The organism is Ferdinandcohnia sp. GQ5 (assembly GCF_059759275.1).
In genome coordinates, this window is the sequence record NZ_JCAXEW010000003.1 from 228,258 (window position 1) to 254,696 (window position 26,439).

The window sequence follows — 26,439 nt, forward strand, 5'->3', positions numbered from 1 at the left end:
TAGTAAATAGTGGCAAAGATAAAGGTAATAGGAGTGTCTTATTTGAAATATTTTATTATAACTGGGACATCTAGGGGATTAGGAGAATCCATTGTTAAGCAGATCTTGGACAAGGATCATACTTTATTTTGTATCTCTAGAAAGCAAAATAATGAGTTAAAAGAATTAGCGTTTGAAAAGGGCATCAATCTTTATTATTTTTCTTGTGACCTCCAAAAGAGTGAAGAAATCGAAAAAGTGATGGAGCGAATTTTTTCATCTATTGACTTCTCAAATGCTGAAGGAATTTACTTAGTAAACAATGCTGGTATGATTGATCCAATTAAACCAATTGGAAAGGCAAGTCCAAAAGAACTAACCGCAAATATGCATGTGAATCTGTTGGCACCAATGTTGTTAAGTTCATACTTCATTCGCCATACGGCATCGTTTTCAACTAAAAAGGTAATTGTGAATATTTCTTCAGGTGCTGCAAACCGGGCTAGACATGGATGGACTGCATACTCTTCATCAAAAGCAGGAATCGATATGTTCACAAAATCAGTTGGCTTTGAGCAGGAAACCACTGAAAATCCAGTAACTATGATCTCATTCTCACCAGGCGTTATGGATACAGAGATGCAGGAGATAATCAGAAAGACAAACAAAGAGGACTTTATTGAGGTTGACCAATTCATCGAATATAATGAAAAAGGGATGCTACGATCACCAGACTTTATTGCAGGTGTTATCCTAGACCTCATTGTTAACCAAGAATTAATCAATGGTCATATCTATGATATAAAATCATTTTTATAAGAGGACTCCTACCTTCCTGAGTGAATTTCAGGGGGGATTTTTTTGTCGTGATAGACGATTTTACTGGCTAGAATTATAATGGGGAAAGGGGAGGAGAGATATGATGAAACATGTAAGAGTAGGAGTAGTTGGCCTTGGTGCAATTGGAGAAAGATTAATCCAGGGTTTTAATGCGAACAAACATACAACAGTAACAGCAGTCGTTGATAAGGAAAAAGAACGAGCTGTAGAAATGGCTGAAAAATCAGGTGATATCAATTGGTATGATAACCACAACGATATGCTAGTTAATGAGGATTTGGACCTTGTCTATGTAGCGGTCCCGCCTAAATATCACCATGCTGTTACAATGGATGTCATTGAAAAAGGAATACATATCTTATGTGAGAAGCCTCTAGCAAATTCAGTTGAAGAGGCGAGGGAAATGTTAGAAAAAGCAGAGCAAGAAGGAATCATTCATGCTATGAATTTCCCGCTAAATTATAGCAACCCTGCTAATAGCTTTGATCGGTTGATTAAGGAAGGGTACATAGGTAAATTAAGAAAGCTTGAACTTTCAATGAATTTTCCAAACTGGCCACGTTTATGGCAACAGAATGATTGGGTTGCAGGTCGAGAACAAGGTGGATTTGTACTGGAGGTAGGGGTTCATTTGATTCAATTAACCCAACGAATTTTTGGTTCAATTACTTATCAAAATAGTATATTGGAACTTCCTGAAGATAAGACAAAGTGTGAAACAGGGATCATTGCTTCATTAGAACTAGAGGGTGGTACCCCATTTTTAATAAATGGAATCAGCCAAATTGCTGGAGCTGAACGAATCTCTTATACTGCATATGGTACAGAAGGAACACTAAAACTAATAGATTGGGCAAAGCTTGAGGGCGGCAAGCTAGGAGAAGAAATTCAACAGATTGAGATTGAAACGACTGAAACAGCCACACTCATTGACAATCTCTTTTCCGCTATTGAAGGTAAAGAAAACCGACTCTATACCTTTAAGGATGGATATGAGGCGCAAGTTATTTTAGAAAAGCTAAGACATAACTAAAAGAAAAGCTCCCGCCAAAAAGGTGGGAGCTTTTCTAATGTCCAGTTCCAGCGCCTAGCGCCTATCTGGTCTAGCCAATCCAAAAGAATGATAAAATGCATCCTTCTCGCTGTCTTTTGTTATGCTGGTCGGACTAACACAGGAAGTGCTGACATTGACGTTTGCCACAGGACGTGGCAGCAGTTAGTCAATGTTCCGCATTCAAGGCACTTACACTTTGTGTTTTTACTTTGCTAAGTATTTTTCAATGTCATCTAGCATGAGGTTTGCTGCTAGAACGCCACCTGCAGTATTCCAAATAGGGTCACTTACTTTGTGCACTTTGCCTTCCTTCACGGCATTTAAACCTTGCCATAACGGATTGTTAATCCAGTCTTCCTCGACCTTTGTAGCTTCCCCATTACCGGTTTCGTATGTGAAATAAAAGATTTCATCAGCATCCATTAATGGGATTTTTTCTTGGTCCACTTCTCTTGCAAACTGATCTTCAGGATTTTCAGCAAATAAATCAACCTGATGCTGTGGACGTTTCAAGCCTAATTGTTCGAAAATCACACCTGAAAAGGAATCAGTATAATAAATCCGTGTTCTTCCTTCCATAAAGCGTACGACTGACACTTCAGCATCGGTATTGATATTTTCTTTAACCTGATTTAAATGGTCTTCAAATTCAGCAAGGACTTTTTTACCTTCTTCTTCTTTATTGATGGCTTTTGAGTAAAGGGTAAAGTTCTTTTGCCAATCTCCACGTAAATCCTCAGCAAAAACAGTTGGAGCAATCGCTTTTAGTTGCTCATAAATATTTTCCTGGCGCATTTTATTACCGATAATTAAATCTGGCTCTAGTGCAGCAATAGCTTCGATATTTACATTGCTTTCTTCACCGACAACCTCGACACCTTCCATTTGGTCCTCGATATGGTCGTACCATGGGTCGCCAATCCAAGAACGAACAGCGCCAACTGGTTTAACTCCCATTGCTAATAGGGCTTCTGTCCCTTCGTTTGTTAAAATGACAATTCTTTCAGGATTTTTGCTGATTGGAGTTGTACCCATGGCATGTTCAACCGTGTATGTATTAGCTCCCTCAGTTTCGTTATTGCCTTTGTCTGTATTATCTGCTTCACCACAAGCAGCTAAAAGAAGTGATAATACAGCCAATGTTAGGAATCCTAGATAAGCTTTCTTTCTAAAGTTCATTATGTACCCTCCTATTAATTGATAATGATTTTCAATTATTCACTTATGATGATAAAATGAATTAAATCTTTAGTCAATATAAAATTGAGAATGGTTTTCATCCCATTGACAATCATTCTCAATTCAAATAGACTAAAAGAGAACTAACTTACTAATTTCGCTTTCTTATTAAGATGAATAAGAAGACATATGAATAGTAAAGCCTAACAAAAAACGACCTAATATATAACATAAACATGTTTAACTAAAGTCATACATGACTTTTTCACAACGTCTAGCCCAAGAAGCCATCGGCTCGAGGCCATAAGTCAATCGCTTCATAAGGTTGGGGTCGTCTTATGCTTGTCGCCTAATACTGTGCACCTTGCGCTTTTCTAATCATTCAAGGAGTCTTACTATAATGGTTTTGAAATCAAATCAAGCTAAATCTGCAGGCCTTATAATCGGAATTTTACTATTACTTTTTTCAATGTGTGCAAGTATTGTGTATGGATATACCGATACATCTTGGAAAATGGCCTATCAAACATTCACGGCATTTGATGGTTCAAATGAACATATTATCATTGAAACAATTCGCTTACCTCGCGCACTTATTGCTACAGCTGTAGGAGCAAGTTTAGGAATAGCAGGGGCACTCATGCAAGCTTTAACGAAAAATCCATTGGCATCACCAGGTATCTTCGGCGTAAATGCAGGAGCGGGATTTTTTTTAGTAGCAGGTGTCTCAATATTCTCGATAAACTCCTTACAAGCATTTACTTGGGTTGCTTTTTTAGGAGCAGCGATTGCTGCGTTTATCGTTTATTTTATTGGTTCACTAGGTAGAGAAGGCCTTACTCCAATGAAGTTAACATTAGCAGGTGCTGCAATGGCTGCGATGTTCTCATCCTTTACACAAGGATTACTAGTTATTGATGAAATGGCATTAGATCAAGTATTATTTTGGCTTGCGGGCTCTATTCAAGGACGAAAGCTTGAAATGTTAACGAGTGTTCTTCCTTATTTAGCAGTGGCATGGGTAGCATCCCTTTTATTAGCCAATAAAATCAACGTTCTTACAATGGGAGAGGATGTTGCAAAAGGCTTAGGACAGCGAACTGGAACTGTCAAGCTATTAACAGCCTTTACGATTATTCTACTAGCTGGTGGTGCAGTGGCAGTTGCCGGACCAATTGGATTTATTGGGATAGTTATTCCACACCTTGCTAGGAGTTTAGTTGGAATTGATCATCGATGGATCCTGCCATACTGCGGAATCCTTGGTGGTGTTTTACTTCTACTGGCTGATATAGCTGCCAGATATATTGTCATGCCAGAAGAGGTGCCAGTCGGTGTTATGACAGCTTTAATTGGAACACCTTTCTTTATTTATGTGGCAAGAAAGGGGTTTCATAAAGCGTGAATAAATATCGATCCATTCGATTTGGAAAAAAGGGAAACATCTCTTATCTAATCGATCATAAATCACTAATAACGGTATTCGTTCTAATAGTAATAACAATTATTTTATTTTTAGTCAGTACAGGGTTAGGTGAAATGAAGATAGACCCCGTTACTGTTGTAAAAACATTGTTTGGATATGGCTCAAAAATGGAACAGTTGGTTGTCACATCCTTTCGTTTACCAAGGATTATCATTGCATTCTTAGTGGGAATGGCCCTTGCAGCTGCTGGGAGTATTCTACAAGGAATTATTCGAAACCCATTAGCCTCACCAGATATTTTAGGAATTACAGGTGGTGCGTCTGTTGCCGTCGTTGCCTTCTTAACCATTTTTTCTAATTCCAGTAATGCACTAACCGTCAGTATAAAATGGATGCCTGTGGCTGCATTTATTGGTGCAACTGTTGTCGCATTTTTGGTCTATGTGTTGGCTTGGAAGAATGGTGTTTCGCCCATACGCCTTGTGCTGATCGGAATTGGTGTTTCTGCACTCACACAAGCATTGACAACAACACTTATGGTAATGGGACCAATCTATCAAGCTAGCCAGGCGAATATTTGGATTACAGGTACTGTTAATGGGTCAACATGGGCAAATGTACAAATACTTAGTCCTGTTGTCATTATTTTATTGATTATCTGCTTCATGCTTGCACGACACCTAAACATTCAAGAACTAGGTGAAGAGTTAGCAACCGGAGTGGGAAGTGCGGTACAAAAACATAGATTTCTTTTATTGTTAGTAAGTACTGCATTAACAGGTAGTGCAGTTGCGTTTGCCGGAGGGATTGGTTTCGTTGGATTAATGGCACCACATATGGCACGGAGATTAGTCGGTTCAGCATTTGGAGCATTGCTCCCCACAGCTGCCCTTTTAGGGGGGATTCTTGTCATGCTAGCGGATTTAATTGGTAGAACTGCTTTCTCTCCAACCGAAGTACCAGCAGGCGTGTTTACCGCTGCCATCGGAGCACCTTATTTTATCTACTTGCTATACAAGACTCGGAACAGCTAGAAAAAGTAAAAGGGGGCGTTTGGGATGAATGCACTTGAAACGGAAAGCTTAACACTATCGTACGGAGATTCCATTATCATAGAAGACTTGCATCTTGAAATTCCAAAAGGGGAGATCACCGTTTTCATTGGTGGAAATGGATGTGGTAAATCAACCTTGTTACGTTCTTTAGCAAGATTACTAAAACCAAAACATGGGGCTGTTCTCCTTGAAGGGGAAAGAATCGCTAAGCTTCCGACAAAAGAAATAGCTAGAAAGCTTGCCATCCTTCCCCAAGGACCAACTGCACCAGAAGGATTAACCGTCCTCCAGTTAGTAAAACAAGGTCGTTATCCATACCAAAATTGGCTTAAGCAATGGACAGAAGAAGATGAAAGAATGGTTAATCACGCACTAGAAGCTACCAATATGCAGGATTTCGCAGAACGCACGGTCGACTCTCTCTCGGGTGGTCAACGTCAACGTGCTTGGATTGCAATGACACTTGCACAGGAAACCGATATTATCCTACTTGATGAACCAACAACATATCTCGATATGACACACCAAATCGAAATTTTAGACCTGTTATTTGAACTTAATGAAACAGAACAACGAACTATCATCATGGTATTGCATGATTTGAATTTAGCATGCCGCTATGCCCATCATATTGTCGCGATTAAAAACAAACAAATTTATGGACAGGGCAAGCCTGAATTTGTTGTCAATAAGAGTCTGGTCAAAGATGTGTTTGGCATGGATTGTGATGTTGCCACTGATCCATTGTTTGGAACGCCTCTATGCATTCCTCACGGCAAAGGAAGACGTATTAATCTTATTCAGCAGAAATGCTGAATAAAATTAAAGCCTACGGCGGATGCCACAGATTTTCAATGGAAGTTTTCGAGCAAGCTCGAAAAAATCTGGGCGCAAATACGCCAAGGCGCATTTGATTAGAGAAGGTAGGAGTTTAATATGTCAAACCTCCTTTTGGAAACAGAAATCGAACAATTAAAGGAATTTCGTTTTAGTAGTCAACAATTTCGATCAAACCTATCAAGTCCTGTGATAGAGCTTTTAAAGGAAGAGAAGATTAAACAATATTTGGAGAATGTCCAGCAGAAGATATCTGCGCCAGATAAGCGAGTAGCGGCATCCATGTTCATGAAACGTTATGGATTTTTTGCTGTCCTGAATTTGTATGCAATGACAGTTTTTAATAAGCGATTAGATGTTTCATTGACTAATATTTCATTAGAGACAAGTAATGAAGAGGAAATCTGGTATTGGAATCCGAAGTTCTACTTTTTTAACCTGCATACTGTATCTGGTCCTTCTGAATCTAGAGAGCAATGGCGTAACGAAACAATTCGGGCTATTTTTCATGAGAATATCCATAAAGTCTTAACTGCTCTTTCTGAGTATTCCGGCCTCTCGAAAAAAGTACTTTGGGAAAATATCGCGATTTATGTGTATTGGCTCTATGAATCTGTACTAGCAAAACCGAAGTTTGATGAAAAACGAGAGACAATTGAGGATGATTTTAAGTATCTTGTAAAATATGCGGAAGGGGAACTATTTGGTCCAGTAGATTTTAACCCATTGTCACGATACTACGGTATAAAGGTGTATCGTCCAGAATACGAACAGAACATTCGAACAAGAACAACATGTTGTCTTTACTATAAAACCAAAAGTACCGGAGACCGTTGCAAAACATGTCCCCTAAACTGCAAAATAGGAGTTAATAAAAATGGATCAAAAAATAGAAGAACAAGTTGATGGATTACTAGAAAAATACACAGAGCTTTTACTTGGAGAAAGTTCCCCAGAACTAAAGGAAAAAGTAAAGCTATGGTCCTTATACATGCATATTTCAAAGTCAATGCCGCCTCTTGCAAAGCACTGGAACGAAACCTACCCAGATGCAAAAGAAGGCATTAAGGAAATCATCGCTGAAATCAAAAAACTAAATGAAGAACACCGCTTAAAAAATAAATAAGAGATGAGGCACCAATAAGGGGCTTCATCTCTTTTTTCTTATTGAATAGTATTATGGTTTGGAAATTGCGTTGTTGTGTAATTATAAAATTGTTGAAGCTTTTGTTGCACCTTTTGAGTTTCTTCTTCTTCAAGCTTATACCAGCCATTCTTGAACATAAGATTGTATAGCTCTCTTTGGCAGTCCTGTGTTTCATTGAAGATCGAACGAATATCCTCATAAAGTCCATCATGACTCATCTCATTCAAAGCTGTGCTGTAGGCAGCAGTCATATATTTTTCCGTTGCTAGCATGTCATTTATAAAATCACGATCATTCATTGCTGGTGTTTTTGGAACTTTTGTTTTTGGATTACTTACCTGATTAGGATTTTGGTTCATTTGTTGATTCATTATGTAGCCCTCCTTTTATTGCATTTGCTGGCTTTGCTGATTTTGGCTCGGTTGCTGCGGTGCTTGACCTGTATGCTTTTGCATATGATCTAAAATTTGACGATAATGGCGCTCATGCATTTGGCACGCTTTTTCGAGCGCTTGAGAGATCTCCGGCATTTGACATTGGCCCGCAAAGAAATGCGCCTTTTTTAAGGCTAAAAGGTTCCAGGACATCATATCTGTTAAGTATAAGAGGTCCTTTGATGTAATAACTGCAGGAGTTTCTGACATTTGCCCTGTCTTTGGAGTATAAAAAGGTTGTTGTTGTTGTTGTGATTGCTGTTGTTGCATAATAAAACCCTCCTTATCCTATTTTTCATTATTAGGTTGCCAACAAAACGTTTATTGTATGCAATGCATATAATGAAATAGGGTACTGTTCAGGAAAATGTAAGCGTTCGACAAAATTTTTTCGAGCATATATTCAAAGCAATTTAAACGTGATAAAATAAATAAGGATTTAGGTAGATTGCTAGATTACAGCTAAGATTGCATTTCGAGGGGGAAATTGAAATGGAACAACTTTTACGTAATTTCTTTTTGTTTTTATCAAAAAATAAAGCGTTTACAAAATTAGCTAGGAAATATGGCTTGCGCTTTGGTGCAGCTAGATTTGTTGCCGGAGAAACAATAGATTTAGCTGTAAAAAAAATCAAAGAGTTAAATGCAAAGGGCCTCGCGGTCACCATCGATTATCTTGGTGAATTCGTTGACAGTATAGAAGAGGCGAATCTTATGGCTGACGGTTCAATTGAAGCAATCAAAGCAATTGGTAGAGAAAAGCTAAATGCACAATTATCCTTAAAAATGACCTCGATGGGATTGGATATTTCAGATGAGGTCGTTATGAATAATATGCGTCGAATCCTTGATGTCGCAAAAGAAAATGATGTCTTCGTAACGATTGACATGGAAGACTACTCACGATGCGCTAAGACAATTGAAATTTTTAAAGAACTACGAAAAGATTACGATAATGTTGGAACTGTAATCCAAGCTTATCTATATCGGACTGTCCAAGATATAGAAGACTTAAACGAATATCATCCAAATCTTCGTCTTGTAAAAGGTGCTTATAAAGAATCACCAGAAGTAGCATTTCCTGACAAGAAAGACGTCGATGAGAACTTTAAGAAAATCATTAAAATGCATTTGTTGAACGGAAACTATACAGCAGTTGCTTCACATGATGAGGCCATGATCCAATATACGAAGGAATTAGTAAAGGAACATAATATAAGTCATGACCAATTTGAGTTTCAAATGCTCTACGGGATTCGATCAGAACGCCATGAGGAACTTGTAAAAGAAGGATATACAATGCGCGTGTATGTACCGTATGGAACGGACTGGTATGGCTATTTCATGAGACGTCTAGCAGAACGGCCAGCAAATGTAGCGTTTGTAGTAAAAGGGGTTCTTGGGAAGTAGGTAAATCTGAAGCAGTGCGAGTGAAAACAAAGTGTGTTTTCTTGCGCTGCTTTTTTTGTTTGCTTCAAGATTATGAAAAGACTACAGGGTTTGAACGGATGAAGGGGATGTGGGTAGAATATTTGTTGCAAATTGCCTGTCATTGAAGTGACGAAGGGGAGTGAGTTGAAGTATTTATTGCGAATTCTCTTTCATTGAGGTGATGAAGAGGATTGGGGCGAAGTATATGCTGCGAATTGTCTTTCATTGAGGTGATGAAGGGGATTGGGGTTAAATATTTGTTACAAAAACCCTTTCATCGAGGTAATGAAGGGGATTGCGCTGAGGTAATTGTTGTTCAACCCTCTTCATCGAGGTAATGAAAGGGATTGGGGTTAAGTATTTGTTGCCCAACCCTCTTCATCCAGGTAATGAAGGGGATTGCGCTGAGGTAATTGTTGTTCAACCCTCTTCATCGAGGTAATGAAAGGGATTGGGGTTAAGTATTTGTTGCCCAACCCTCTTCATCGAGGTAATGAAGGGGATTGCGCTGAGGTAATTGTTGTTCAACCCTCTTCATCGAGGTAATGAAAGGGATTGGGGTTAAGTATTTGTTGCCCAACCCTCTTCATAGAGGTAATGAAGAGGATTGGAGTTAAGTATTTGTTGCCCAACCCTCTTCATCGAGGTGATGAAGAGGATTAGACTGAAGTATTTGTTGCCCAACCCTCTTCATCGAGGTGATGAAGGGGATTGGGGTTAAGTATTTGTTGCCCAACCCTCTTCATCGAGGTGATGAAGGGGAAATGGCTGAAGTATTTGTTGCCCAACCCTCTTCATCGAGGTGATGAAGGGGATTGGGGTTAAGTATTTGTTGCCCAACCCTCTTCATCGAGGTGATGAAGGGGATTGGGGTTAAGTATTTGTTGCCCAACCCTCTTCATCGAGGTAATGAAGGGGATTGGGGTTAAGTATTTGTTGCCCAACCCTCTTCATCGAGGTGATGAAGGGGATTGGGGTTAAGTATTTGTTGCGAATTCCTTTTCATCAAGACGATGAAGTCCCCACCGTCCAAGAGTTCACAACGTAAAGTCCTTCATCAAGTCGATAAAGTCCCCACCGTCCAAGAGCTCACAACGTAAAGTCCTTCATCAAGACGATGAGGTCCCCACCGTCCAAGAGCTCGCACCGTAAAGTCCTTCATCAAGACGATGAAGTCCCCACCGTTCAAGAGCTCGCACCATAAAGTCCTTCATCAAGTCGATGAAGTCCCCACCGTCCAAGAGTTCGCACCGTAAAGTCCTCCATCAAGACGATGAAGTCCCCACCGTCCAAGAGTTCGCACCGTAAAGTCCTTCATCAAGACGATGGAGTCCCCAACGCCCAAAAGATCACACGGAAAAGTCCTTCATCAAGTCGATGAAGTCCCCACCAAGAGTTCACAACGTAAAGTCCCTCATCCGGTCTTATGAAGTCCAGAACGCAACGCAAGAGCCGCCGTAAAGTCCTTCATCACCATAGCCACCGTAAAAACCACTACCTATTATTCTTCCCCGCCCGTATTATGAGCCCCGTATTGTTGGTTTGTAGATTGTGTTTTTCCGCTTCGCGCTCTTGTATCAGGACCAGCATTTCCCTTTACACTTGCTGCACTAACCGCGCGTTTAGATGGATTTTTATCAACTTTAGCCATTTGATTCACCTCCAGTTATTAGAATCACCTGAATCTCAACTTTCAATGCGAAATCGAAAGAAAACCAAAAATTGTTTGTTGAATATATTGCGAAAATTAAAATATTGCTTTATATTTAGATATAAAGGAACTCATTCTTTTGGTTGTTCAAAAATCCATTAGCTAAATTTGAATAGGGGATATTTTTTTTGAAGCAAAAATGAATGAGTGTTCATTCAAATGTTCAAAAAGCATAAAAGGAGGAAACTGTGAATGATCCAAAGCATTAAAAGAGCTGCAGTTCTTGGTTCGGGAGTTATGGGATCGGGTATTGCTGCTCACTTAGCTAATCTCGGAATACCTACATTACTATTAGATATTGTTCCTCGTGAACTTTTAGAAGTAGAAAAAAAGAAAGGGTTTACATTAGAGGATAAACAAGTTCGAAATCGTCTGAGTGATTCAGCAGTCCAAAAGTTGTTGAAACAAAAGCCAGCTCCGCTTACTTCTAAAGAAAATATCGCTCTAATCACAACTGGAAACTTTGAAGAAGATATGGAAAAGCTTTCGGAAGTTGACTGGATAATTGAAGTGGTTGTTGAAAACCTTGAAATTAAGAAAAAGGTTTTTAGCCTAATCGATAATGTAAGAAAGCCAGGAAGCATTGTGAGTTCAAATACATCTGGTATTTCGGTTGAGGCTATGGCTGAAGGACGTTCAGAAGATTTTCAGAAACACTTTTTAGGAACACACTTCTTCAACCCACCTCGTTATTTAAAATTGCTTGAAGTGATTCCAACAAAAAACACAAGCCCAGAAGTACTTTCTTTTATGAAAACATTTGGAGAGGATGTACTTGGAAAAGGTGTCGTTGAAGCAAAGGATACACCAAACTTCATCGCAAACAGGATTGGAACATATGGGTTGCTTGTTACCGTTCGTGAAATGCTAAAAGGCGGATATAGCATAGGAGAAGTAGACTCAGTTACAGGTCCAATGATTGGACGTCCGAAGAGCGCAACATTCCGTACTCTCGATGTTGTTGGGCTAGATACATTTATACACGTAGCCAATAATGTTTATGAACAAGTTGAGGGAGCAGAAAAAGAAGTTTTCGATGTTCCTGACTTTATGAAAGTCATGTTGGAAAAAGGATGGTTGGGAAGTAAATCAGGGCAAGGTTTCTTCCTGAAAAAAGGTAAGGAGATTTTAGAATTAAACCCTGAAACTCTCCAATACCAAGAGAGAAAAAAGCTACAAACTCCAGTTACTGCTTCCATAAAGCAAGTGAAAGGAACAGCTAATAAGTTAAAGACACTATTATACGCAGAGGATCGTGCCGGAAAGCTTTTATGGAATATTACCAGCCCAGCACTTATCTATTCAGCCGCTCTTTTAGGTGAAATTGCAGATGATATCGTTGCTATTGATGAGGCAATGAAGTGGGGCTTCGGTTGGCAATTAGGTCCATTTGAAACGTGGGATGCAATCGGCCTTGAAAAATCTGTGAAGAAGATGGAAGCAGAAGGTGCCCAAGTGCCAGAGTGGATTAAAGAAATGATAGCAAACGGACATACTTCGTTCTATAAAAAAGAAAATAACTCTGTTTCTTATTACCATAACGGAGAATACAAAGCAGTTAAGGTAAATCCAAAGAATATAAATATCAAGACATTTAAAGAAACAAATGGCGTCATTAAGAAAAATAGTGGTGCTAGTTTAATAGATTTAGGAGATGATGTAGCACTTCTGGAATTCACATCACCAAATAATGCAATTGGATTCGATATTATTCAGATGATCAATCACTCGATTGATGAAGTGGCAAAAAACTATAAAGGCTTAGTGATTGGTAACCAGGCGAAAAATTTCTGTGTCGGTGCTAACCTAGCGATGATCTTAATGGAAGCCCAGGATGACAATTTTTATGATATCGAACTTGTTGTTCGTCAGTTCCAACAAGCGATGCTGAATATTAAATATAGTGAAAAACCAGTGGTCGTAGCACCATTTGGCATGACACTTGGTGGAGGAGCAGAAATCTGTTTACCTGCTGCCAAGGTTCAAGCATCAAGTGAAACCTATATGGGGCTAGTAGAGGTTGGTGTAGGTGTAATCCCTGGCGGTGGTGGAAATAAAGAACTTTACCTTAACCATCTTCAAGGAATGCCATCAGGAGTAGAGGTAAATCTCCAAAATGTCGCAAACAAAGTTTTCGAAACAATAGCAATGGCGAAGGTTTCAACATCAGCCGATGAAGCACGTGCAAATAACTTCTTAACAAAAGAAGACGGCATAAGCTTCAATGGAGATCATCTCATCCATGATGCGAAAAAATCAGTGTTAGCATTATCTGAACAAGGGTACAAAGCTCCAGTACGTAAGAAGGTACCGGTTGTTGGTGAGTCAGGATACGCAACCTTGTTATTAGGTGCACAAGCAATGAAATACTCTGGTTACATTTCAGACCATGACCTTAAGATCGCGAAAAAACTTGCTTGGGTACTTGCAGGTGGAAATGTTCCATATGGTACTAAGGTAGATGAACAATACTTATTAGACCTTGAACGTGAAGCATTCCTTAGCCTTGTCGGTGAGCCAAAGACGCAAGCTAGAATGCAACACATGCTTGTAAAAGGAAAACCATTACGTAACTAATAAGCATAGATAAAAGGTAAAAGGGAGGATGAAAAGATCCGAGAAGGTCGAGGAACGATAGCGCCGAGGACCGGAGCGTATGGATTAATACGTGAGGACCGTAGGGGCAGAGTGACGAAGAAATTCGACAGAGATTTTTATCCGTACTTTTACCTTCCTTAAAAAGTTAGGAGGGAATGTGTTGAGAGAAGCAGTCATCGTAGCGGGTGCGAGAACCCCTGTTGGAAAAGCGAAAAAAGGTACACTAGCAAATGTAAGACCAGATGATTTAGGAGCTCTAGTAGTTAAAGAAACATTAAAACGAGCGGGTAATTATGAAGGGAATATTGATGATTTAATCATCGGATGTGCAATGCCTGAGGCAGAACAGGGCTTAAATATGGCAAGAAATATAGGGGCATTGGCAGGATTGTCACATACAGTTCCGGCAATTACGATTAATCGTTATTGTTCATCTGGACTTCAATCTATTGCCTATGCAGCAGAAAAAATTATGATAGGACATTCTGATACCGCAATTGCTGGTGGAGCAGAATCTATGAGTCTAGTACCAATGATGGGCCATGTTGTCCGTCCAAATGCGAGGCTTGCAGAAACAGCACCTGAATACTATATGGGAATGGGCCATACAGCAGAGCAGGTCGCTGTAAAATACGGTGTAAGTCGTGAAGATCAAGATGCTTTTGCTGTAAGAAGTCATCAAAAGGCAGCTGCAGCTATTAAAGCTGGTAAGTTTGTGGATGAGATAGTTCCAGTAGACGTACCTCTTCGACATGTGGATGTAAATAATAAATTAGTAGAAAAACATATCCTTTTTTCTCAAGATGAAGGTGTCCGAGAAGATACGAATCTTGAAGTGCTTGCAAAACTAAGACCAGCTTTCTCAGTGACAGGTTCAGTAACAGCAGGAAATGCTTCACAAACAAGCGATGGTGCAGCTGCTGTAATGGTAATGGACCGTGAAAAAGCAACGAGCCTTGGCCTGACTCCATTCGTGAAGTTTAGATCGTTTGCCGTTGCTGGAGTTCCACCAGAAGTTATGGGTATTGGTCCAGTTGCAGCGATTCCTAAAGCACTCAAAAATGCAGGTCTTGAGCTCTCAGATATAGGGTTATTTGAGTTAAACGAAGCATTCGCGTCCCAATCTCTTCAAGTTATTCGTGAATTAGGACTTGATGAAGATAAAGTAAACGTAAATGGTGGCGCAATTGCACTCGGACACCCACTTGGATGTACTGGAGCAAAATTAACTCTTACATTGATGCATGAAATGAAGCGACGTAATGTACAGTTTGGTGTTGTAACAATGTGTATCGGTGGCGGTATGGGAGCTGCCGGAGTGTTTGAATTATTAGCTTAAAAAGTAAGGCTAACAAAGAGTTAGCCTCTGAATAAAACTTTTAGGGGGAAACCAAATGTCAAATGCAACTGATAAAGTCGTTTTAGGTGGGGGCTTTTTGATCGAAGATTTAGAAGCGGACCGTGTCTTCACACCAGAAGATTATACAGATGAACATAAAATGATCGCAAAAACTACAGAAGACTATATTGCAAACGAAGTTTTGCCACAGGTTGAGTATCTTGAAAACCATGAATTTGATCGCTCAGTAAAATTATTGAAAAGCGCAGGGGACCTTGGTCTTTTAGGTGTAGACGTCCCAGAAGAGTATGGTGGATTAGGTCTAGACAAAGTAAGCTCTGCTTTAATTGCTGAAAAAATGGCAAGAGCAGGCGGATTTTCTATTTCACATGGAGCACATGTTGGAATTGGTTCACTTCCAATTGTTCTTTTTGGTAATGAAGAGCAAAAACAAAAATACCTTCCAAAATTAGCTACAGGTGAGCTACTAGCAGCGTATGCGTTAACAGAACCTGGTTCAGGTTCCGACGCTCTAGGTGCAAAGACGACTGCAAAATTAAATGCAGAAGGGACGCACTATGTATTAAATGGTGAAAAGCAATGGATTACAAATGCAGGCTTTGCGGATGTATTTGTTGTCTATGCCAAAATTGATGGCGATAAATTTTCGGCATTTATAGTTGAGCGTGAGTTTCCTGGTGTTTCAACAGGTGCTGAAGAAAAGAAAATGGGAATCAAAAGTTCCTCAACACGTACACTAATTCTCGAAGATGCACTGGTACCAGTCGAAAACCTTTTAGGTGAAGTCGGTCGTGGTCACGTAATTGCATTTAATATTTTAAATATCGGTCGTTATAAGCTAGGTGTAGGTGCGGTTGGCGGTGCGAAAAGTGCATTTGAACTAGCTGTAAAATATGCAAACCAACGTCAACAATTTAAAACGCCAATTTCAAAGTTTGGCCTTATCCAAGAAAAATTAGCGAATATGGCATCAAAGATATATGCGGCTGAATCTAGCGTGTATCGTACAGTTGGTTATTTTGAAGACCGTATGGGCCAATTATCCGAAGAAGAAGTAAAGAATGGTAAAGAAGTTGCAAAATCAATTGCTGAATATGCAATTGAGTGCTCAATTAATAAATTCTTCAACACTGAAGTGTTAGACTATGTCGTTGATGAAGGTGTTCAAATCCATGGTGGCTATGGATTTATGCAGGAGTACGAAATCGAAAGAGCATACCGAGATTCTCGAATTAACCGTATTTTTGAAGGAACAAATGAAATCAACCGTCTACTTGTTCCTGGAACATTCCTACGTAAGGCATTAAAAGGGGAATTGCCTTTACTTGAAAAAGCTACACAGCTACAAGAGGAGCTAATGATGCTGATGCCTGAAGAGGTGGGCGAGGGCGTTCTAGAACAAGAGAAATTTCTAGTTCGCAATGCGAAGAAGATTGGCCTTATGATAGCTGGGCTTGCAGCACAAAAATTTGGTCCTAAACTTGAGAAAGAACAAGAGATTCTTGCAAATATTGCCGACATTGCTGCAAATATTTATGCGATGGAATCTGTAGTTCTTCGTACAGAAAAAGCAATCAAAAAATCAGGTGAAGATAAAAATCAACAAAAGATCCTTTATACTCAAGTATTTGTTCAAGAAGCATTTAATGAAATTGAAGCTCATGCTAAAGAAACACTTGTTGCAACAGAAGAAGGTGATGTTTTACGGATGATGACATCTGCACTCCGTAAATTAACTCGTCATACCCCTGTAAATGTAATTGCGAAAAAACGCGAAATTGCGGCAACACTTATCGAGGCTGAAAAATACACTGTGTAATTCCCAACTTGAACGGCTAGAAAAAGCTCCTATAATAGGGGCTTTTTTTCTTGAAGTAAGAGGGTTTTTTCTTTTTTTAGCAGGATAAACGAGAAATGAGTCGAAATTATTCTTGGGAATCTAGAGAATCGTTGTTATTTCAAAATTTTATATGTTAAAATATTTGGGGAGTATGTTGTAGGGGTGGTGAGAATATGGCTTTAACATTTTACTGGTATCCAAAATGTGGAACCTGTCGAAAAGCGAAAAAATGGCTTGAAGAACATCAGGTTACCTTTGAGGAAATACATATTGTGGAGAATCCCCCATCAAAAGAGCAATTAAAAGAAATGTACCAAAAAAGTGGATTGGAATTAAAGAAATTCTTCAATACAAGTGGTCAAAAATACCGTGAACTTGGATTGAAGGACAAAATTGGTACAGCCTCCGAGGATGAATTGTTAGAACTTTTAGCCTCTGATGGAATGCTAATTAAGCGCCCACTCACTAGCGATGGTAAGAAGGTAACTGTTGGTTTTAATGAGGCTCAGTTTGAAAGCACTTGGGCAAAATAAATCGGATGAAAGACCTTAATAAGGACTTTTACATAATCCATTTTATTGAGACTATTCATCAAAATGGACACTAATTATTTCATAATATCGAATTAATGGAGGGTACAAGATGAGCACGCCAAAAGAATTACGTTATTCTGAAGAACACGAATGGGTGAAAGTCGAAGGGGAAAAAGTACGCATTGGGATTACTGATTTTGCACAATCTGAGTTAGGTGATATCGTATTCGTTGAACTACCAGAGATAGGCGATGAAATACAAGCAGATGAGCCATTCGGTAGTGTTGAATCTGTTAAAACGGTTTCTGAACTTTATGCGCCTATCAGCGGTAAAGTTGTAGAAATAAATGAAGACCTTGACGACAGCCCAGAATTCGTAAACGAATCTCCATATGAAAAAGCTTGGATGATCGTAATTGAGCCTGCAAATGCTGGTGATATTGAAAATCTAATGACAGCTGAACAATATGAAGAAATGATAAAAGAAGACTAAGATTTCTATAAAAAGAGCCGAAAACAGGAAAAAGTTCCTATCGGCTCTTTTCTTTTTTTATCCCTACAAGGACAATGACAAACAGAATGAAGTTTCTCTTAATGGACACTCTAAAATTAAATACCGATGGAAGGGTGTTCGTAATGGTATTGAAACATACTCGAATTGAAGTGACTGACCGAGTGGTTGGAAAGCTTGGAGATAATGAAATGAAATTATATGTTGAAAAAGAACAAATCGGAAAGATCCGTTTTACAAATGAAGGGGCTCAATATGAATTAAAGCAGGGATATGAGCAAGAAGAGAGCAAAATTTTCACATATGCTGATATACCTTCTAACCCAGATATGAAATATGTCGATTGTGATGATGAAAATGGTTGGTGTTAAGACAGTGGTTACCCACTGTCTTTTTTTCCCTATTGTTTCCTTATGATTCACCAAATTATATTCTTCGCTATAAAATGAAGGAAAAGCAGTTGTATACATCGAAGAAGTATATATCAGATTAATGTACACTTGAAACAAGGTGATGAAATGGTGGCTTTTGACGATAATGAAAAAGTAATCATTGTTGAGGGGAGAACAGATAAAAAGAAAGTCGAAGCGGTTGTGAATGAACCAGTTGAGATTATTTGTACTAACGGAACGATTAGTATCTCCAAACTGGACGAATTAATTGAGCATTTGTTTAATAAAGATGTTTATATCTTAGTTGATGCCGACCGTGCAGGAGATAAGCTTAGAAAACAGTTTAAACGCGAGTTTCCAGAAGCACGGCATTTGTTTATCGATAAAATGTATCGGGAGGTTGCGACTGCCCCTGAACAACATATTGCTACGGTACTACTTTCAGCAAACATAGATGTGCACGCTGAATACTTACTTTAGGCCAAGCGTGTATCCTATACTTTTTCAATAATTATGGTAAAATAAACAACAATTAACAAGATAAAAGGTTGTTGTAAAGATGAAGGAATGGAATGAACACGAAATTGATACTCACCTCACGAACACGGGGGAGTTTTGGCTTTATTTATTCACTCCGATGTGCGGAACCTGTCAGGTAGCTTCGAAAATGATGACTGTCGTCGCTGAATTGTTACCAAACGTAATAATCGGTAAGAGCGATCTTAATTATTTACCAAAGAAAGCAATCAATTGGCAAATTGAAAGTGTTCCTTGTTTAATGCATGTAAAAGAAGGAAAAGTTGCGCAAAAGTATTATGCCTTTCACTCAGTTCCTTACTTGGTTGAAATCTTATCAAAAACATAAGCCCAGGAATGGATATCAGCATTCTTGGGTTTTTTTATTGAATGTGCTATGCCTTACAATTTTCTACCCAAGGAAAATTTTAAACATATTACCTAAAACAACTCCGTTTATCGTGCTTCTTTGTACTCATACTAAAAAGAGTACTATAAAAAAGGGAAACTCATGAATTGGAAATTTCCTAAAAGTTGGGGGAGACATTCATGGAGTCAATATGGCTTGAATATGCCTGGGCATTGTTAATCCTAATTGGTTTGGAAGGGTTATTATCAGCGGACAATGCTCTAGTTCTAGCAATCATAGCCAAGCATTTACCTGAAGAACAGAAAAAAAAGGCAATCAATTACGGAATACTCATGGCTTTTGTTTTCCGTTTTGGAGCACTTTTTGCTATTTCCTTTATAGCAAACGTTTGGCAAATACAAGCGATAGGGGCAGCTTATCTTCTTTATTTAGGATTAAAGCATATCATCCAAGCAAAGTTTGGTAAGGAAAATAAGGACATTCATAAGGATGATGAAAAAGAATCTGCTGGTAAAGGATTTTGGCCAACTGTAGGAAAAATTGCATTAGCGGATCTTGCTTTTGCTATTGATTCAATCTTAGCTGCGGTTGCTCTAGCCCTTGGTCTTCCAGAATCACCTCTTGGCAATTTCGGTGGTATGGATGGAGGGCAATTCATTGTTATTCTTCTTGGGGGTATTGCTGGCCTCGTATTGATTAAGTTTGCTGCAACTTGGTTTGTGCAACTTCTTGAGAAGCGACCTGCATTGGAAACAACCGCATATGCAATTGTCGCCTGGGTCGGTGTCAAACTTGCTGTAATTACCCTTGCTCATGAGGATATTGGTATTTTAGACCATGATTTCCCGCATAGTACTGTTTGGACAATTATCTTCTATGGAGTATTAGTTGGCATTGCACTACTCGGTTGGTTTGCACCAAGTAATAAGAAAACGCTTCAAGAAGGCAATGCATAAAAAAAGCGAAAGAATAATGTCTGTTTAACTGCGATAATCCAATTGGGTTATCGCTTTTATTTATTTTAAAAATATACATCATTTTTGTATTCGGTATATTGCAATTTGTCTAAAAAGTTGTATGATATTTAGGGAGTCGAAATATCATATTTATCACATAATTATAGGAGCACATATGAGCATTGTCACCGGATGGAAAACGCAATATAAAGCATACAATCAAAACATCAAACGATTTATCCTAGCAACTGTTTTTACACAATTAGGCATGGGTATGTACACAATCATGTATAACTTTTATGTAAGAGAGCTAGGTTACTCCGAGCAAACGAACGGAACAATTATTGCAATGACTGCTTTAGCATCTGCCTTAATTCTCGTACCCGCAGGGCTTATGAGTGATAAATTTGGCAGAAAGAAAGTGATGGTTCTTGGAGTTGCGATTTCTACATTCGCCTTTTTTGCTAGAAGTATACTAGAAATTGATCAGTTACTGATTGGAACTGCATTTATTACAGGGGTGTCGACTGCATTTATTCAAGTATCTGGAATCCCGTGGTTAGCGGAAAACTCCACATCTTCACAAAGGGTTCACCTTTTTAGTTTTCATTCAGCAATCATGATGGCCGCACAAGTAGTAGGAAATATTGCGGGAGGGGCATTTTCTGATGCCTTTCAATTTATCTTTCATTTGAGTGGACTTTGGAGTGTAAGAATCACATTATTAATTGCAACTATCATTTATATGGCTGGTATTTTACCGATACTTAAAATGAATGAACAGCCAAGGAAACAACCTGAGATTAGTGGCGTCATTTAGGCAGAAGCTGCGAACAAATAAATCACAAATAAAGTTAATTGCGATGTTTGCATTTGCTCAAATGATCATAGGGTTTGGATCAGGATTAGTTATTCCTTACCTAAATTTGTATTTTGCTGACCGGTTTTTAGCAAGTAATACAGTAATTGGTCTCATTTTATCATTGGGACAAGCAGCAACAGCGATCGCGATGATTATTGGACCAGCCATTGTTAGTAAGGTAGGAGAAGTTCGAGCAGTTGTTTATCTACAACTATCATCATTGCCTTTCCTCTTGCTGACAGGGTATACCGAAAATCTTTACATAGCGGCCATTGGCTTTTTATTTAGACAAGCCTTAATGAATGCAGGAAACCCGATCCAAGCATCTCTTGTTATGGGGCGGGTTGATGATTCTATGAAAGGACTGGCCAACTCTGTTAACCAAATGGTATTTTCATTAGGCTGGGCTTTAATGGGGCCAATATCAACCTCGATTGTGATGCTGTATGGTGCTTATTGGGGCTATGCTTATGTTTTTACAATTACATCTGTCTTATATTTAATAGGTTCTCTCTATTTCCTATTTGTTTTTACTGGGAAATCCTTTCAGAAAGAGGAAAAACAAATCGCGAAAATATCTTAATATGTCGTATTTCCCGGGAAAAATGGACGAATTTTGTAGCATTAACATGAATGTTTAATTAGTGTTGTCGATTTTCACAAAAAATACAAGTAATTTGGAATATCTTGTTTTTTCAAAATATTTTCATTGACTTGTGAATGAAAAAGGGTTAACATCAAATTAATCATAAAAGTAAAAACTTAATAGTTTATCTTATCAAGAGTGGTGGAGGGAATGGCCCTATGAAACCCGGCAACCGGTATTTACACGGTGCTAAATCCAGCAGGCTTTTTTTGCCTGAAAGATAAGAAGAGAGACCATACATACAACCTCTTCTTATCGAAGAGGTTTTTTTATTTAATCAAAGAGGGAGAGATTAATATGAGTGAAAAACAAAAAAATTTCAGACCAGAAACGATTGCAATACATGGGGGTCTTGAGGCAGATCCAGTAACCGGTGCTAGAGCAGTTCCTATCTACCAATCAAATGCGTTCAAATTTAATACTACTGAACATGCAGCAAATCTCTTTGGATTAAAGGAAAACGGTTATATTTATACTCGAATCCACAACCCAACTACTACTGTTTTTGAAGAAAGAGTAGCTCAATTAGAAGGTGGAGTAGGTGCATTAGCAGTTGCTAGCGGAATGGCAGCCATTACGACTTCAATCCTTAACATTGCGGGAGCAGGAGATGAGATTGTATCTGCTTCTACTTTATACGGTGGAACGTATAATCTATTTGCTAATACTCTACCTAAATATGGAATTAAAACGCATTTAGTAGATCCAAAAAATCCTGAAAATTTCCGTCAAGCAATAACACCAAATACAAAAGCAATCTTTGCTGAAACAATCGGAAACCCTAGCTTAGATATACTAGATATTGAGGCAGTTGCTAACATTGCTCATGAAGCAGGTATTCCACTAATTGTTGACAATACTTTTGCAACACCATATTTATGTAGACCAATTGAGCATGGAGCAGACATTGTTATCCATTCAGCTACAAAATGGTTACTAGGTAATGGAACAACCATGGGTGGAATTATAGTAGACGGAGGTAAATTCGATTGGAATTCACCAAAGTTCCCTGGATTTACAACTCCAGATCCTAGTTATCATGATTTAGTCTTTGCGGAAGCATTGGGACCAGTAGCCTTTATAATTAAAGCAAGAGTTCAACTACTACGTGATTTAGGTCCAGCTATTAGTCCATATAATTCATTCCAATTCAATTTAGGTTTAGAAACATTGCATGTTCGAATGAAGGAGCATATTGCGAATACGAAAAAAGTTGTTTCTTATCTTAAAAATCACCCTGGGGTTGAATGGGTGTTGTATCCAGGTGAAGAGGACCATCCAAATAAACAACTAGCTGATAAATATTTACCAAAAGGTGCAGGAGCGGTAATTGTATTCGGTATTAAAGGTGGAAGAGAAGCTGGCGAAAAGCTAATCAATAGTGTTGAGCTTTGGTCACATGTTGCAAATGTAGGAGATGCAAAAAGCTTAATTATTCACCCTGCTAGTACTACACACCAACAATTGAGCCCAGAAGACTTAAAGGCATCTGGTGTATCAGAGGACTTAGTCCGCTTATCTGTTGGTATTGAAAATGTGGAAGATATTTTAGAAGATTTAGAGCAAGCCATTAAAGCTGCAAATGGAACCAGTTCAGCCTTATCAGTGCCGACTGCATAACTGAAAAATTGTTCACAATATTTTCGTTGACACCCTTATATAGAGATGATAAGATTACTCTCGTGTTGTTTTAGTATGATAATAAAAATTAAATAAATCTGATAACTCTTATTTAGAGTGGTGGAGGGATGTGCCCGATGAAACCCAGCAACCGTCAACGTCTGTTGAAAAGGTGCCAATTCACACAAAGCTTTGGGCTTTGGAAGATGAGAGGAAGGAATCACAAAATTGTGCCTTTCTGCTCGTTTTTGCAGAAAGGCATTTATTTTTATATGCGTGGCATATTTGAATAATTATTATCTTTATTTATTTACATTATCGCATACACTAAACATAGTTTTCTCTGAATAGAAGGTGTGACAACGTGATAACACTAAAAAATGTTAAAAAGATTTATCAAACAAATACAAATTCTGTAACAGCAGTTAACAATATTGACTTTCAGATAAATGAAGGTGAAATTTTCGGAATCATTGGATACAGTGGCGCGGGTAAAAGTTCACTCATCCGTTTATTGAATGGGCTTGAAACTCCAACAGAAGGGAATATTTCTGTTGCTGGTCATAATATCACGTCCATTAAAGGAAAAGCATTACGTGATGCTCGTAAAGAAATAAGTATGATCTTTCAGCACTTTAACCTACTATGGTCGCGAACAGTTAGGGAAAATATCTCCTTTCCCCTGGAGATTGCAAAGGTGCCAAGAACTAAAAGAGAAGAACGGGTAAATGAGCTTATTAAGCTTGTAGGACTGGAAGGAAGAGAAGATGCTTACCCATCACAGCTAAGTGGTGGTCAAAAGCAAAGGGTTGGAATTGCAAGAGCACTTGCCAATAATCCGAAGGTTTTACTATGTGATGAAGCAACATCTGCATTAGACCCTCAAACAACTGACTCTATTTTGGACTTGCTAGTTGATATTAATGAGCGTTTAGGGTTAACAATCGTATTAATTACCCATGAAATGCATGTGATTCGTAAAATCTGTCATCGAGTTGCAGTAATGGAAAATGGGAAGTTTGTTGAACAGGGAAGAGTGCTTGATGTATTTAAAAAGCCTCAAGCCAACATTACAAAACGCTTCGTTCAGCAAGTGACAGAGCCTGAAGAAACAAAAGAAACGGTTGAGAATTTATTAGATCGTTATCCAAATGGAAAAATGGTTCAGCTTAGCTTTGTTGGTGAAGATGCTGAAATGCCATTAATTACAAGATTAATCCGAGATTTTAAGGTGGAAGTGAATATTTTACAAGGGAAAATTTCACAAACCCAAAATGGATCTTATGGAACATTATTTATACATCTTGATGGTGATGCTAATGAAGTCACTTCAGCCATCGAATTTATTCGACAACAACGAGTAGAAGCTGAGGTGATTGAAAATGCTTGAACAATTTCAAGAATTACTTAAATGGGAAAAACAAGTTAATGATTATCAAGCACTCAATTGGGGGAATCTTTGGGAAGCAACTTTAGAGACTTTATACATGACCTCAATCTCCGTGCTTGCTACTTTTATAATTGGTTTATTTTTAGGTTTAGTTCTCTTTTTAACAGATAAAGGAAATGCATGGGAAAATACAGTGGTGAATCGGATTGTATCTGCATTTGTTAATATTTTTCGTTCCATACCATTCATCATCCTGATTGTCCTATTGATACCTTTCACGAAAATTATGATGGGTTCCATGCTAGGACCAAATGCTGCGTTACCATCTTTGATTATAGGGTCAGCACCGTTTTATGCCAGAATGGTTGAAATTGCTTTGCGTGAAATCGATAAAGGAGTTATTGAGGCTTCTCATTCAATGGGAGCTACTAACTCGACAATCATTTTTAAAGTGTTAATTCCTGAATCTTTACCAGCCCTAATTTCTGGGATTACCGTTACTGCGATCTCATTAGTAAGCTTTACCGCAATGGCTGGAGTTATCGGTGCAGGTGGGTTAGGACATTTTGCATATTTATATGGTTTCCAGAGCAATAAACCGATCATTACATTTATTGCTACTGTTGCAATACTAATATTGGTATTTATCATTCAATTTGTGGGTGATTTCTTTACAAAACATACAGACAAGAGATAACAGGAGGAAAAACACAATGAAAAAATTACTTTATGTACTACTATTTGGACTACTTTCATTTGCCCTAGTTGCTTGTGGCGGAAATGACGATGCTGGTGATGGAGGAGACACTCAAGAAGCAGAAGGAAATAAAAAGCTTGTTGTAGGTGCGTCAGCTGTTCCACATGCAGAAGTCCTTGAACAAGCAAAACCTTTATTAAAAGATAAAGGAATTGACCTTGAAATAGAAGTTTTTACAGACTATATTTTACCGAACGTTGCATTGCATGAAAAAGAACTTGATGCAAACTACTTCCAAACACCAGGTTATTTAGACCTGCAACTAAAGGACAACCCTGACTTTGACTTTGTAAGTGTTGGAGAAATTCATAAAGAGCCTATTGGGATTTATTCTAAAGAATACAAAAGTTTAAAGGAGCTACCAGATGGTGCAAAAATTATTATGAGTAACTCTTTTAGTGACCATGGCCGTATTTTACCGATTTTTGAAAGAGAAGGTATTATCAAACTTAAAGAAGGGGTTGGCGATCAAGCAAGAGTTGAAGACATCGTCGAAAATCCAAAAAATCTAGATTTTTCTACATTAATTGAAGCAAAACTTCTTGCTACATCCTTTGAAAATGGTGAAGGAGATGCGGTTGTAATTAACACAAACTACGCTCTTGAAGGTGGAGTGAATATTGCAGAAGACGGTATTGCCTTTGAAGGTGATGATGTAGTACCTGCAAACCTCGTTGTTGTGAATAAGGGCGATGAAGATCGAGAAGAAATCAAAGCACTAGTAGAAGTGTTAAAATCTGAAGAAATTCAAAAGTTTATTGAAGAAAAATACGCTGGTGCTGTTACTGTAGTTGAATAATAACAAAAGAGGCTTGCCTATTGGTAAGCCTCTTTTCGATTTTTGAATATTCTCGAGGAAAACAAAGGAAATTGATTGAATTGTATCTCCTGTGTTCCTAGTGTTATCCATTTAGTCAAATAAGGATTGGGAGCTTTAAATACTCCGAAATCAAGCTGTTGAGGCAAAAGGATGATGGTGATAGCATTAAATATGT

25 protein-coding genes, 1 pseudogene and 2 riboswitches are annotated in these 26,439 nt (G+C 38.4%); of the genes and pseudogenes, 22 read left to right on the forward strand and 4 right to left on the reverse strand.

What is annotated here, in order from left to right; translation table 11 throughout:
• Positions 1 to 33 precede the first annotated feature (33 nt).
• Together AC6CHV_RS05350 and AC6CHV_RS05355 are read left to right on the forward strand one after the other, a co-directional pair.
• Positions 34 to 798 carry a (S)-benzoin forming benzil reductase gene (locus AC6CHV_RS05350; RefSeq protein WP_445724482.1) on the forward strand — a complete coding sequence of 255 codons (765 nt, stop codon included), beginning with the start codon at positions 34 to 36 and terminating at the stop codon, positions 796 to 798.
• Positions 799 to 898: 100 nt separating this feature from the next.
• Complete coding sequence (locus AC6CHV_RS05355) at positions 899 to 1,852, forward strand: Gfo/Idh/MocA family oxidoreductase (protein ID WP_498078284.1); 954 nt, start codon at positions 899 to 901, stop codon at positions 1,850 to 1,852.
• Between the two features lie 225 nt (positions 1,853 to 2,077).
• Here AC6CHV_RS05355 and AC6CHV_RS05360 read toward each other — a convergent pair whose 3' ends face one another.
• Positions 2,078 to 3,052, reverse strand: coding sequence for an ABC transporter substrate-binding protein (locus tag AC6CHV_RS05360; protein ID WP_440273596.1), 975 nt, complete (start codon positions 3,050 to 3,052; stop codon positions 2,078 to 2,080).
• Between the two features lie 400 nt (positions 3,053 to 3,452).
• Between AC6CHV_RS05360 and AC6CHV_RS05365 the strand changes: the two genes are divergently transcribed.
• From AC6CHV_RS05365 to AC6CHV_RS05385, 5 genes are all read left to right on the forward strand, one after another.
• The gene (locus AC6CHV_RS05365; RefSeq protein WP_341330475.1) at positions 3,453 to 4,457 is read left to right on the forward strand and encodes a FecCD family ABC transporter permease; all 1,005 of its coding nucleotides are present in this window, start codon (positions 3,453 to 3,455) and stop codon (positions 4,455 to 4,457) included.
• Positions 4,454 to 5,512, forward strand: coding sequence for a FecCD family ABC transporter permease (locus AC6CHV_RS05370; protein ID WP_341330476.1), 1,059 nt, complete (start codon positions 4,454 to 4,456; stop codon positions 5,510 to 5,512). The genes AC6CHV_RS05365 and AC6CHV_RS05370 overlap by 4 nt, the downstream gene beginning before the upstream one ends.
• Before the next feature lie 24 nt (positions 5,513 to 5,536).
• Complete coding sequence (locus tag AC6CHV_RS05375; RefSeq protein ID WP_341330477.1) at positions 5,537 to 6,349, forward strand: ABC transporter ATP-binding protein; 813 nt, start codon at positions 5,537 to 5,539, stop codon at positions 6,347 to 6,349.
• Positions 6,350 to 6,469: 120 nt separating this feature from the next.
• Positions 6,470 to 7,276, forward strand: a complete 807-nt coding sequence (locus AC6CHV_RS05380) for an IucA/IucC family C-terminal-domain containing protein (RefSeq protein WP_341330478.1) — start codon at positions 6,470 to 6,472, stop codon at positions 7,274 to 7,276.
• Entirely contained in the window at positions 7,248 to 7,496 is a 249-nt protein-coding gene (locus AC6CHV_RS05385; protein ID WP_121446237.1) for a DUF2573 family protein, read from the forward strand. Before AC6CHV_RS05380 ends, AC6CHV_RS05385 begins: the two co-directional genes overlap by 29 nt.
• A 38-nt stretch (positions 7,497 to 7,534) precedes the next feature.
• Here the strand turns inward: AC6CHV_RS05385 and AC6CHV_RS05390 are convergent, their stop codons facing one another.
• Complete coding sequence (locus AC6CHV_RS05390; RefSeq protein ID WP_207899856.1) at positions 7,535 to 7,888, reverse strand: spore coat protein; 354 nt, start codon at positions 7,886 to 7,888, stop codon at positions 7,535 to 7,537.
• A 15-nt stretch (positions 7,889 to 7,903) separates the two neighbouring features.
• A complete protein-coding gene (locus AC6CHV_RS05395; RefSeq protein ID WP_341330479.1) occupies positions 7,904 to 8,221 on the reverse strand; it encodes a hypothetical protein in 318 nt (105 codons plus the stop codon).
• A 222-nt stretch (positions 8,222 to 8,443) separates the two neighbouring features.
• Between AC6CHV_RS05395 and AC6CHV_RS05400 the strand changes: the two genes are divergently transcribed.
• Positions 8,444 to 9,361, forward strand: a complete 918-nt coding sequence (locus AC6CHV_RS05400) for a proline dehydrogenase family protein (protein ID WP_341330480.1) — start codon at positions 8,444 to 8,446, stop codon at positions 9,359 to 9,361.
• A gap of 1,522 nt (positions 9,362 to 10,883) precedes the next feature.
• Here AC6CHV_RS05400 and AC6CHV_RS05405 read toward each other — a convergent pair.
• Positions 10,884 to 11,033: a YuzL family protein gene (locus AC6CHV_RS05405; RefSeq protein WP_077619272.1), complete on the reverse strand. Its 150-nt coding sequence runs from the start codon at positions 11,031 to 11,033 to the stop codon at positions 10,884 to 10,886.
• Positions 11,034 to 11,285: 252 nt separating this feature from the next.
• Here AC6CHV_RS05405 and AC6CHV_RS05410 point away from each other — a divergent pair, with 252 nt between their 5' ends.
• The 14 genes and pseudogenes from AC6CHV_RS05410 to AC6CHV_RS05475 all read left to right on the forward strand — a co-directional run bounded on the left by AC6CHV_RS05410 (position 11,286) and on the right by AC6CHV_RS05475 (position 26,243).
• Positions 11,286 to 13,670, forward strand: a complete 2,385-nt coding sequence (locus AC6CHV_RS05410) for a 3-hydroxyacyl-CoA dehydrogenase NAD-binding domain-containing protein (protein ID WP_498078285.1) — start codon at positions 11,286 to 11,288, stop codon at positions 13,668 to 13,670.
• Between the two features lie 181 nt (positions 13,671 to 13,851).
• On the forward strand, positions 13,852 to 15,030 hold the full coding sequence (locus AC6CHV_RS05415) for an acetyl-CoA C-acetyltransferase (protein WP_440274839.1): 1,179 nt from the start codon (positions 13,852 to 13,854) through the stop codon (positions 15,028 to 15,030).
• 55 nt (positions 15,031 to 15,085) lie between these two features.
• Complete coding sequence (locus AC6CHV_RS05420) at positions 15,086 to 16,870, forward strand: acyl-CoA dehydrogenase FadE (RefSeq protein ID WP_341330483.1); 1,785 nt, start codon at positions 15,086 to 15,088, stop codon at positions 16,868 to 16,870.
• 194 nt (positions 16,871 to 17,064) lie between these two features.
• Positions 17,065 to 17,424: a Spx/MgsR family RNA polymerase-binding regulatory protein gene (locus tag AC6CHV_RS05425; protein WP_498078286.1), complete on the forward strand. Its 360-nt coding sequence runs from the start codon at positions 17,065 to 17,067 to the stop codon at positions 17,422 to 17,424.
• Positions 17,425 to 17,533: 109 nt separating this feature from the next.
• Positions 17,534 to 17,917, forward strand: coding sequence for a glycine cleavage system protein GcvH (gcvH, locus tag AC6CHV_RS05430; RefSeq protein WP_341330485.1), 384 nt, complete (start codon positions 17,534 to 17,536; stop codon positions 17,915 to 17,917).
• 143 nt (positions 17,918 to 18,060) lie between these two features.
• Positions 18,061 to 18,306: a YusG family protein gene (locus AC6CHV_RS05435; RefSeq protein WP_341330486.1), complete on the forward strand. Its 246-nt coding sequence runs from the start codon at positions 18,061 to 18,063 to the stop codon at positions 18,304 to 18,306.
• 147 nt (positions 18,307 to 18,453) lie between these two features.
• Positions 18,454 to 18,807: a toprim domain-containing protein gene (locus tag AC6CHV_RS05440; RefSeq protein WP_121446229.1), complete on the forward strand. Its 354-nt coding sequence runs from the start codon at positions 18,454 to 18,456 to the stop codon at positions 18,805 to 18,807.
• A gap of 79 nt (positions 18,808 to 18,886) precedes the next feature.
• Complete coding sequence (locus tag AC6CHV_RS05445) at positions 18,887 to 19,192, forward strand: thioredoxin family protein (protein WP_341330487.1); 306 nt, start codon at positions 18,887 to 18,889, stop codon at positions 19,190 to 19,192.
• Positions 19,193 to 19,392: 200 nt separating this feature from the next.
• Positions 19,393 to 20,169: a TerC family protein gene (locus AC6CHV_RS05450; protein WP_341330488.1), complete on the forward strand. Its 777-nt coding sequence runs from the start codon at positions 19,393 to 19,395 to the stop codon at positions 20,167 to 20,169.
• A gap of 103 nt (positions 20,170 to 20,272) precedes the next feature.
• Positions 20,273 to 21,614: pseudogene (locus AC6CHV_RS05455) on the forward strand (MFS transporter).
• 189 nt (positions 21,615 to 21,803) lie between these two features.
• A riboswitch (SAM riboswitch) is annotated at positions 21,804 to 21,904 on the forward strand.
• 70 nt (positions 21,905 to 21,974) lie between these two features.
• On the forward strand, positions 21,975 to 23,297 hold the full coding sequence (locus AC6CHV_RS05460; RefSeq protein ID WP_341330489.1) for an O-acetylhomoserine aminocarboxypropyltransferase/cysteine synthase family protein: 1,323 nt from the start codon (positions 21,975 to 21,977) through the stop codon (positions 23,295 to 23,297).
• Positions 23,298 to 23,402: 105 nt separating this feature from the next.
• A riboswitch (SAM riboswitch) is annotated at positions 23,403 to 23,510 on the forward strand.
• A 151-nt stretch (positions 23,511 to 23,661) separates the two neighbouring features.
• Entirely contained in the window at positions 23,662 to 24,687 is a 1,026-nt protein-coding gene (locus tag AC6CHV_RS05465; protein WP_498078287.1) for an ATP-binding cassette domain-containing protein, read from the forward strand.
• Positions 24,688 to 24,784: 97 nt separating this feature from the next.
• Positions 24,785 to 25,384: a methionine ABC transporter permease gene (locus AC6CHV_RS05470; RefSeq protein ID WP_246006403.1), complete on the forward strand. Its 600-nt coding sequence runs from the start codon at positions 24,785 to 24,787 to the stop codon at positions 25,382 to 25,384.
• Positions 25,385 to 25,400: 16 nt separating this feature from the next.
• Complete coding sequence (locus AC6CHV_RS05475; protein ID WP_341330492.1) at positions 25,401 to 26,243, forward strand: MetQ/NlpA family ABC transporter substrate-binding protein; 843 nt, start codon at positions 25,401 to 25,403, stop codon at positions 26,241 to 26,243.
• Positions 26,244 to 26,439: the final 196 nt, after the last annotated feature.

Coding starts and splice junctions, on each gene's coding strand:
- AC6CHV_RS05470 (WP_246006403.1), top strand. CDS start 24,785: ATGACCTCAATCTCCGTGCTTGCTACTTTTATAATTGGTTTATTTTTA.
- AC6CHV_RS05365 (WP_341330475.1), top strand. CDS start 3,453: ATGGTTTTGAAATCAAATCAAGCTAAATCTGCAGGCCTTATAATCGGA.
- AC6CHV_RS05435 (WP_341330486.1), top strand. CDS start 18,061: ATGGTATTGAAACATACTCGAATTGAAGTGACTGACCGAGTGGTTGGA.
- AC6CHV_RS05420 (WP_341330483.1), top strand. CDS start 15,086: ATGTCAAATGCAACTGATAAAGTCGTTTTAGGTGGGGGCTTTTTGATC.
- AC6CHV_RS05460 (WP_341330489.1), top strand. CDS start 21,975: ATGAGTGAAAAACAAAAAAATTTCAGACCAGAAACGATTGCAATACAT.
- AC6CHV_RS05450 (WP_341330488.1), top strand. CDS start 19,393: ATGGAGTCAATATGGCTTGAATATGCCTGGGCATTGTTAATCCTAATT.
- AC6CHV_RS05390 (WP_207899856.1), bottom strand. CDS start 7,888: ATGAATCAACAAATGAACCAAAATCCTAATCAGGTAAGTAATCCAAAA.
- AC6CHV_RS05400 (WP_341330480.1), top strand. CDS start 8,444: ATGGAACAACTTTTACGTAATTTCTTTTTGTTTTTATCAAAAAATAAA.
- AC6CHV_RS05385 (WP_121446237.1), top strand. CDS start 7,248: ATGGATCAAAAAATAGAAGAACAAGTTGATGGATTACTAGAAAAATAC.
- AC6CHV_RS05355 (WP_498078284.1), top strand. CDS start 899: ATGATGAAACATGTAAGAGTAGGAGTAGTTGGCCTTGGTGCAATTGGA.
- AC6CHV_RS05375 (WP_341330477.1), top strand. CDS start 5,537: ATGAATGCACTTGAAACGGAAAGCTTAACACTATCGTACGGAGATTCC.
- AC6CHV_RS05405 (WP_077619272.1), bottom strand. CDS start 11,033: ATGGCTAAAGTTGATAAAAATCCATCTAAACGCGCGGTTAGTGCAGCA.
- AC6CHV_RS05440 (WP_121446229.1), top strand. CDS start 18,454: ATGGTGGCTTTTGACGATAATGAAAAAGTAATCATTGTTGAGGGGAGA.
- AC6CHV_RS05380 (WP_341330478.1), top strand. CDS start 6,470: ATGTCAAACCTCCTTTTGGAAACAGAAATCGAACAATTAAAGGAATTT.
- AC6CHV_RS05475 (WP_341330492.1), top strand. CDS start 25,401: ATGAAAAAATTACTTTATGTACTACTATTTGGACTACTTTCATTTGCC.
- AC6CHV_RS05445 (WP_341330487.1), top strand. CDS start 18,887: ATGAAGGAATGGAATGAACACGAAATTGATACTCACCTCACGAACACG.
- AC6CHV_RS05395 (WP_341330479.1), bottom strand. CDS start 8,221: ATGCAACAACAGCAATCACAACAACAACAACAACCTTTTTATACTCCA.
- AC6CHV_RS05410 (WP_498078285.1), top strand. CDS start 11,286: ATGATCCAAAGCATTAAAAGAGCTGCAGTTCTTGGTTCGGGAGTTATG.
- AC6CHV_RS05360 (WP_440273596.1), bottom strand. CDS start 3,052: ATGAACTTTAGAAAGAAAGCTTATCTAGGATTCCTAACATTGGCTGTA.
- gcvH (WP_341330485.1), top strand. CDS start 17,534: ATGAGCACGCCAAAAGAATTACGTTATTCTGAAGAACACGAATGGGTG.
- AC6CHV_RS05425 (WP_498078286.1), top strand. CDS start 17,065: ATGGCTTTAACATTTTACTGGTATCCAAAATGTGGAACCTGTCGAAAA.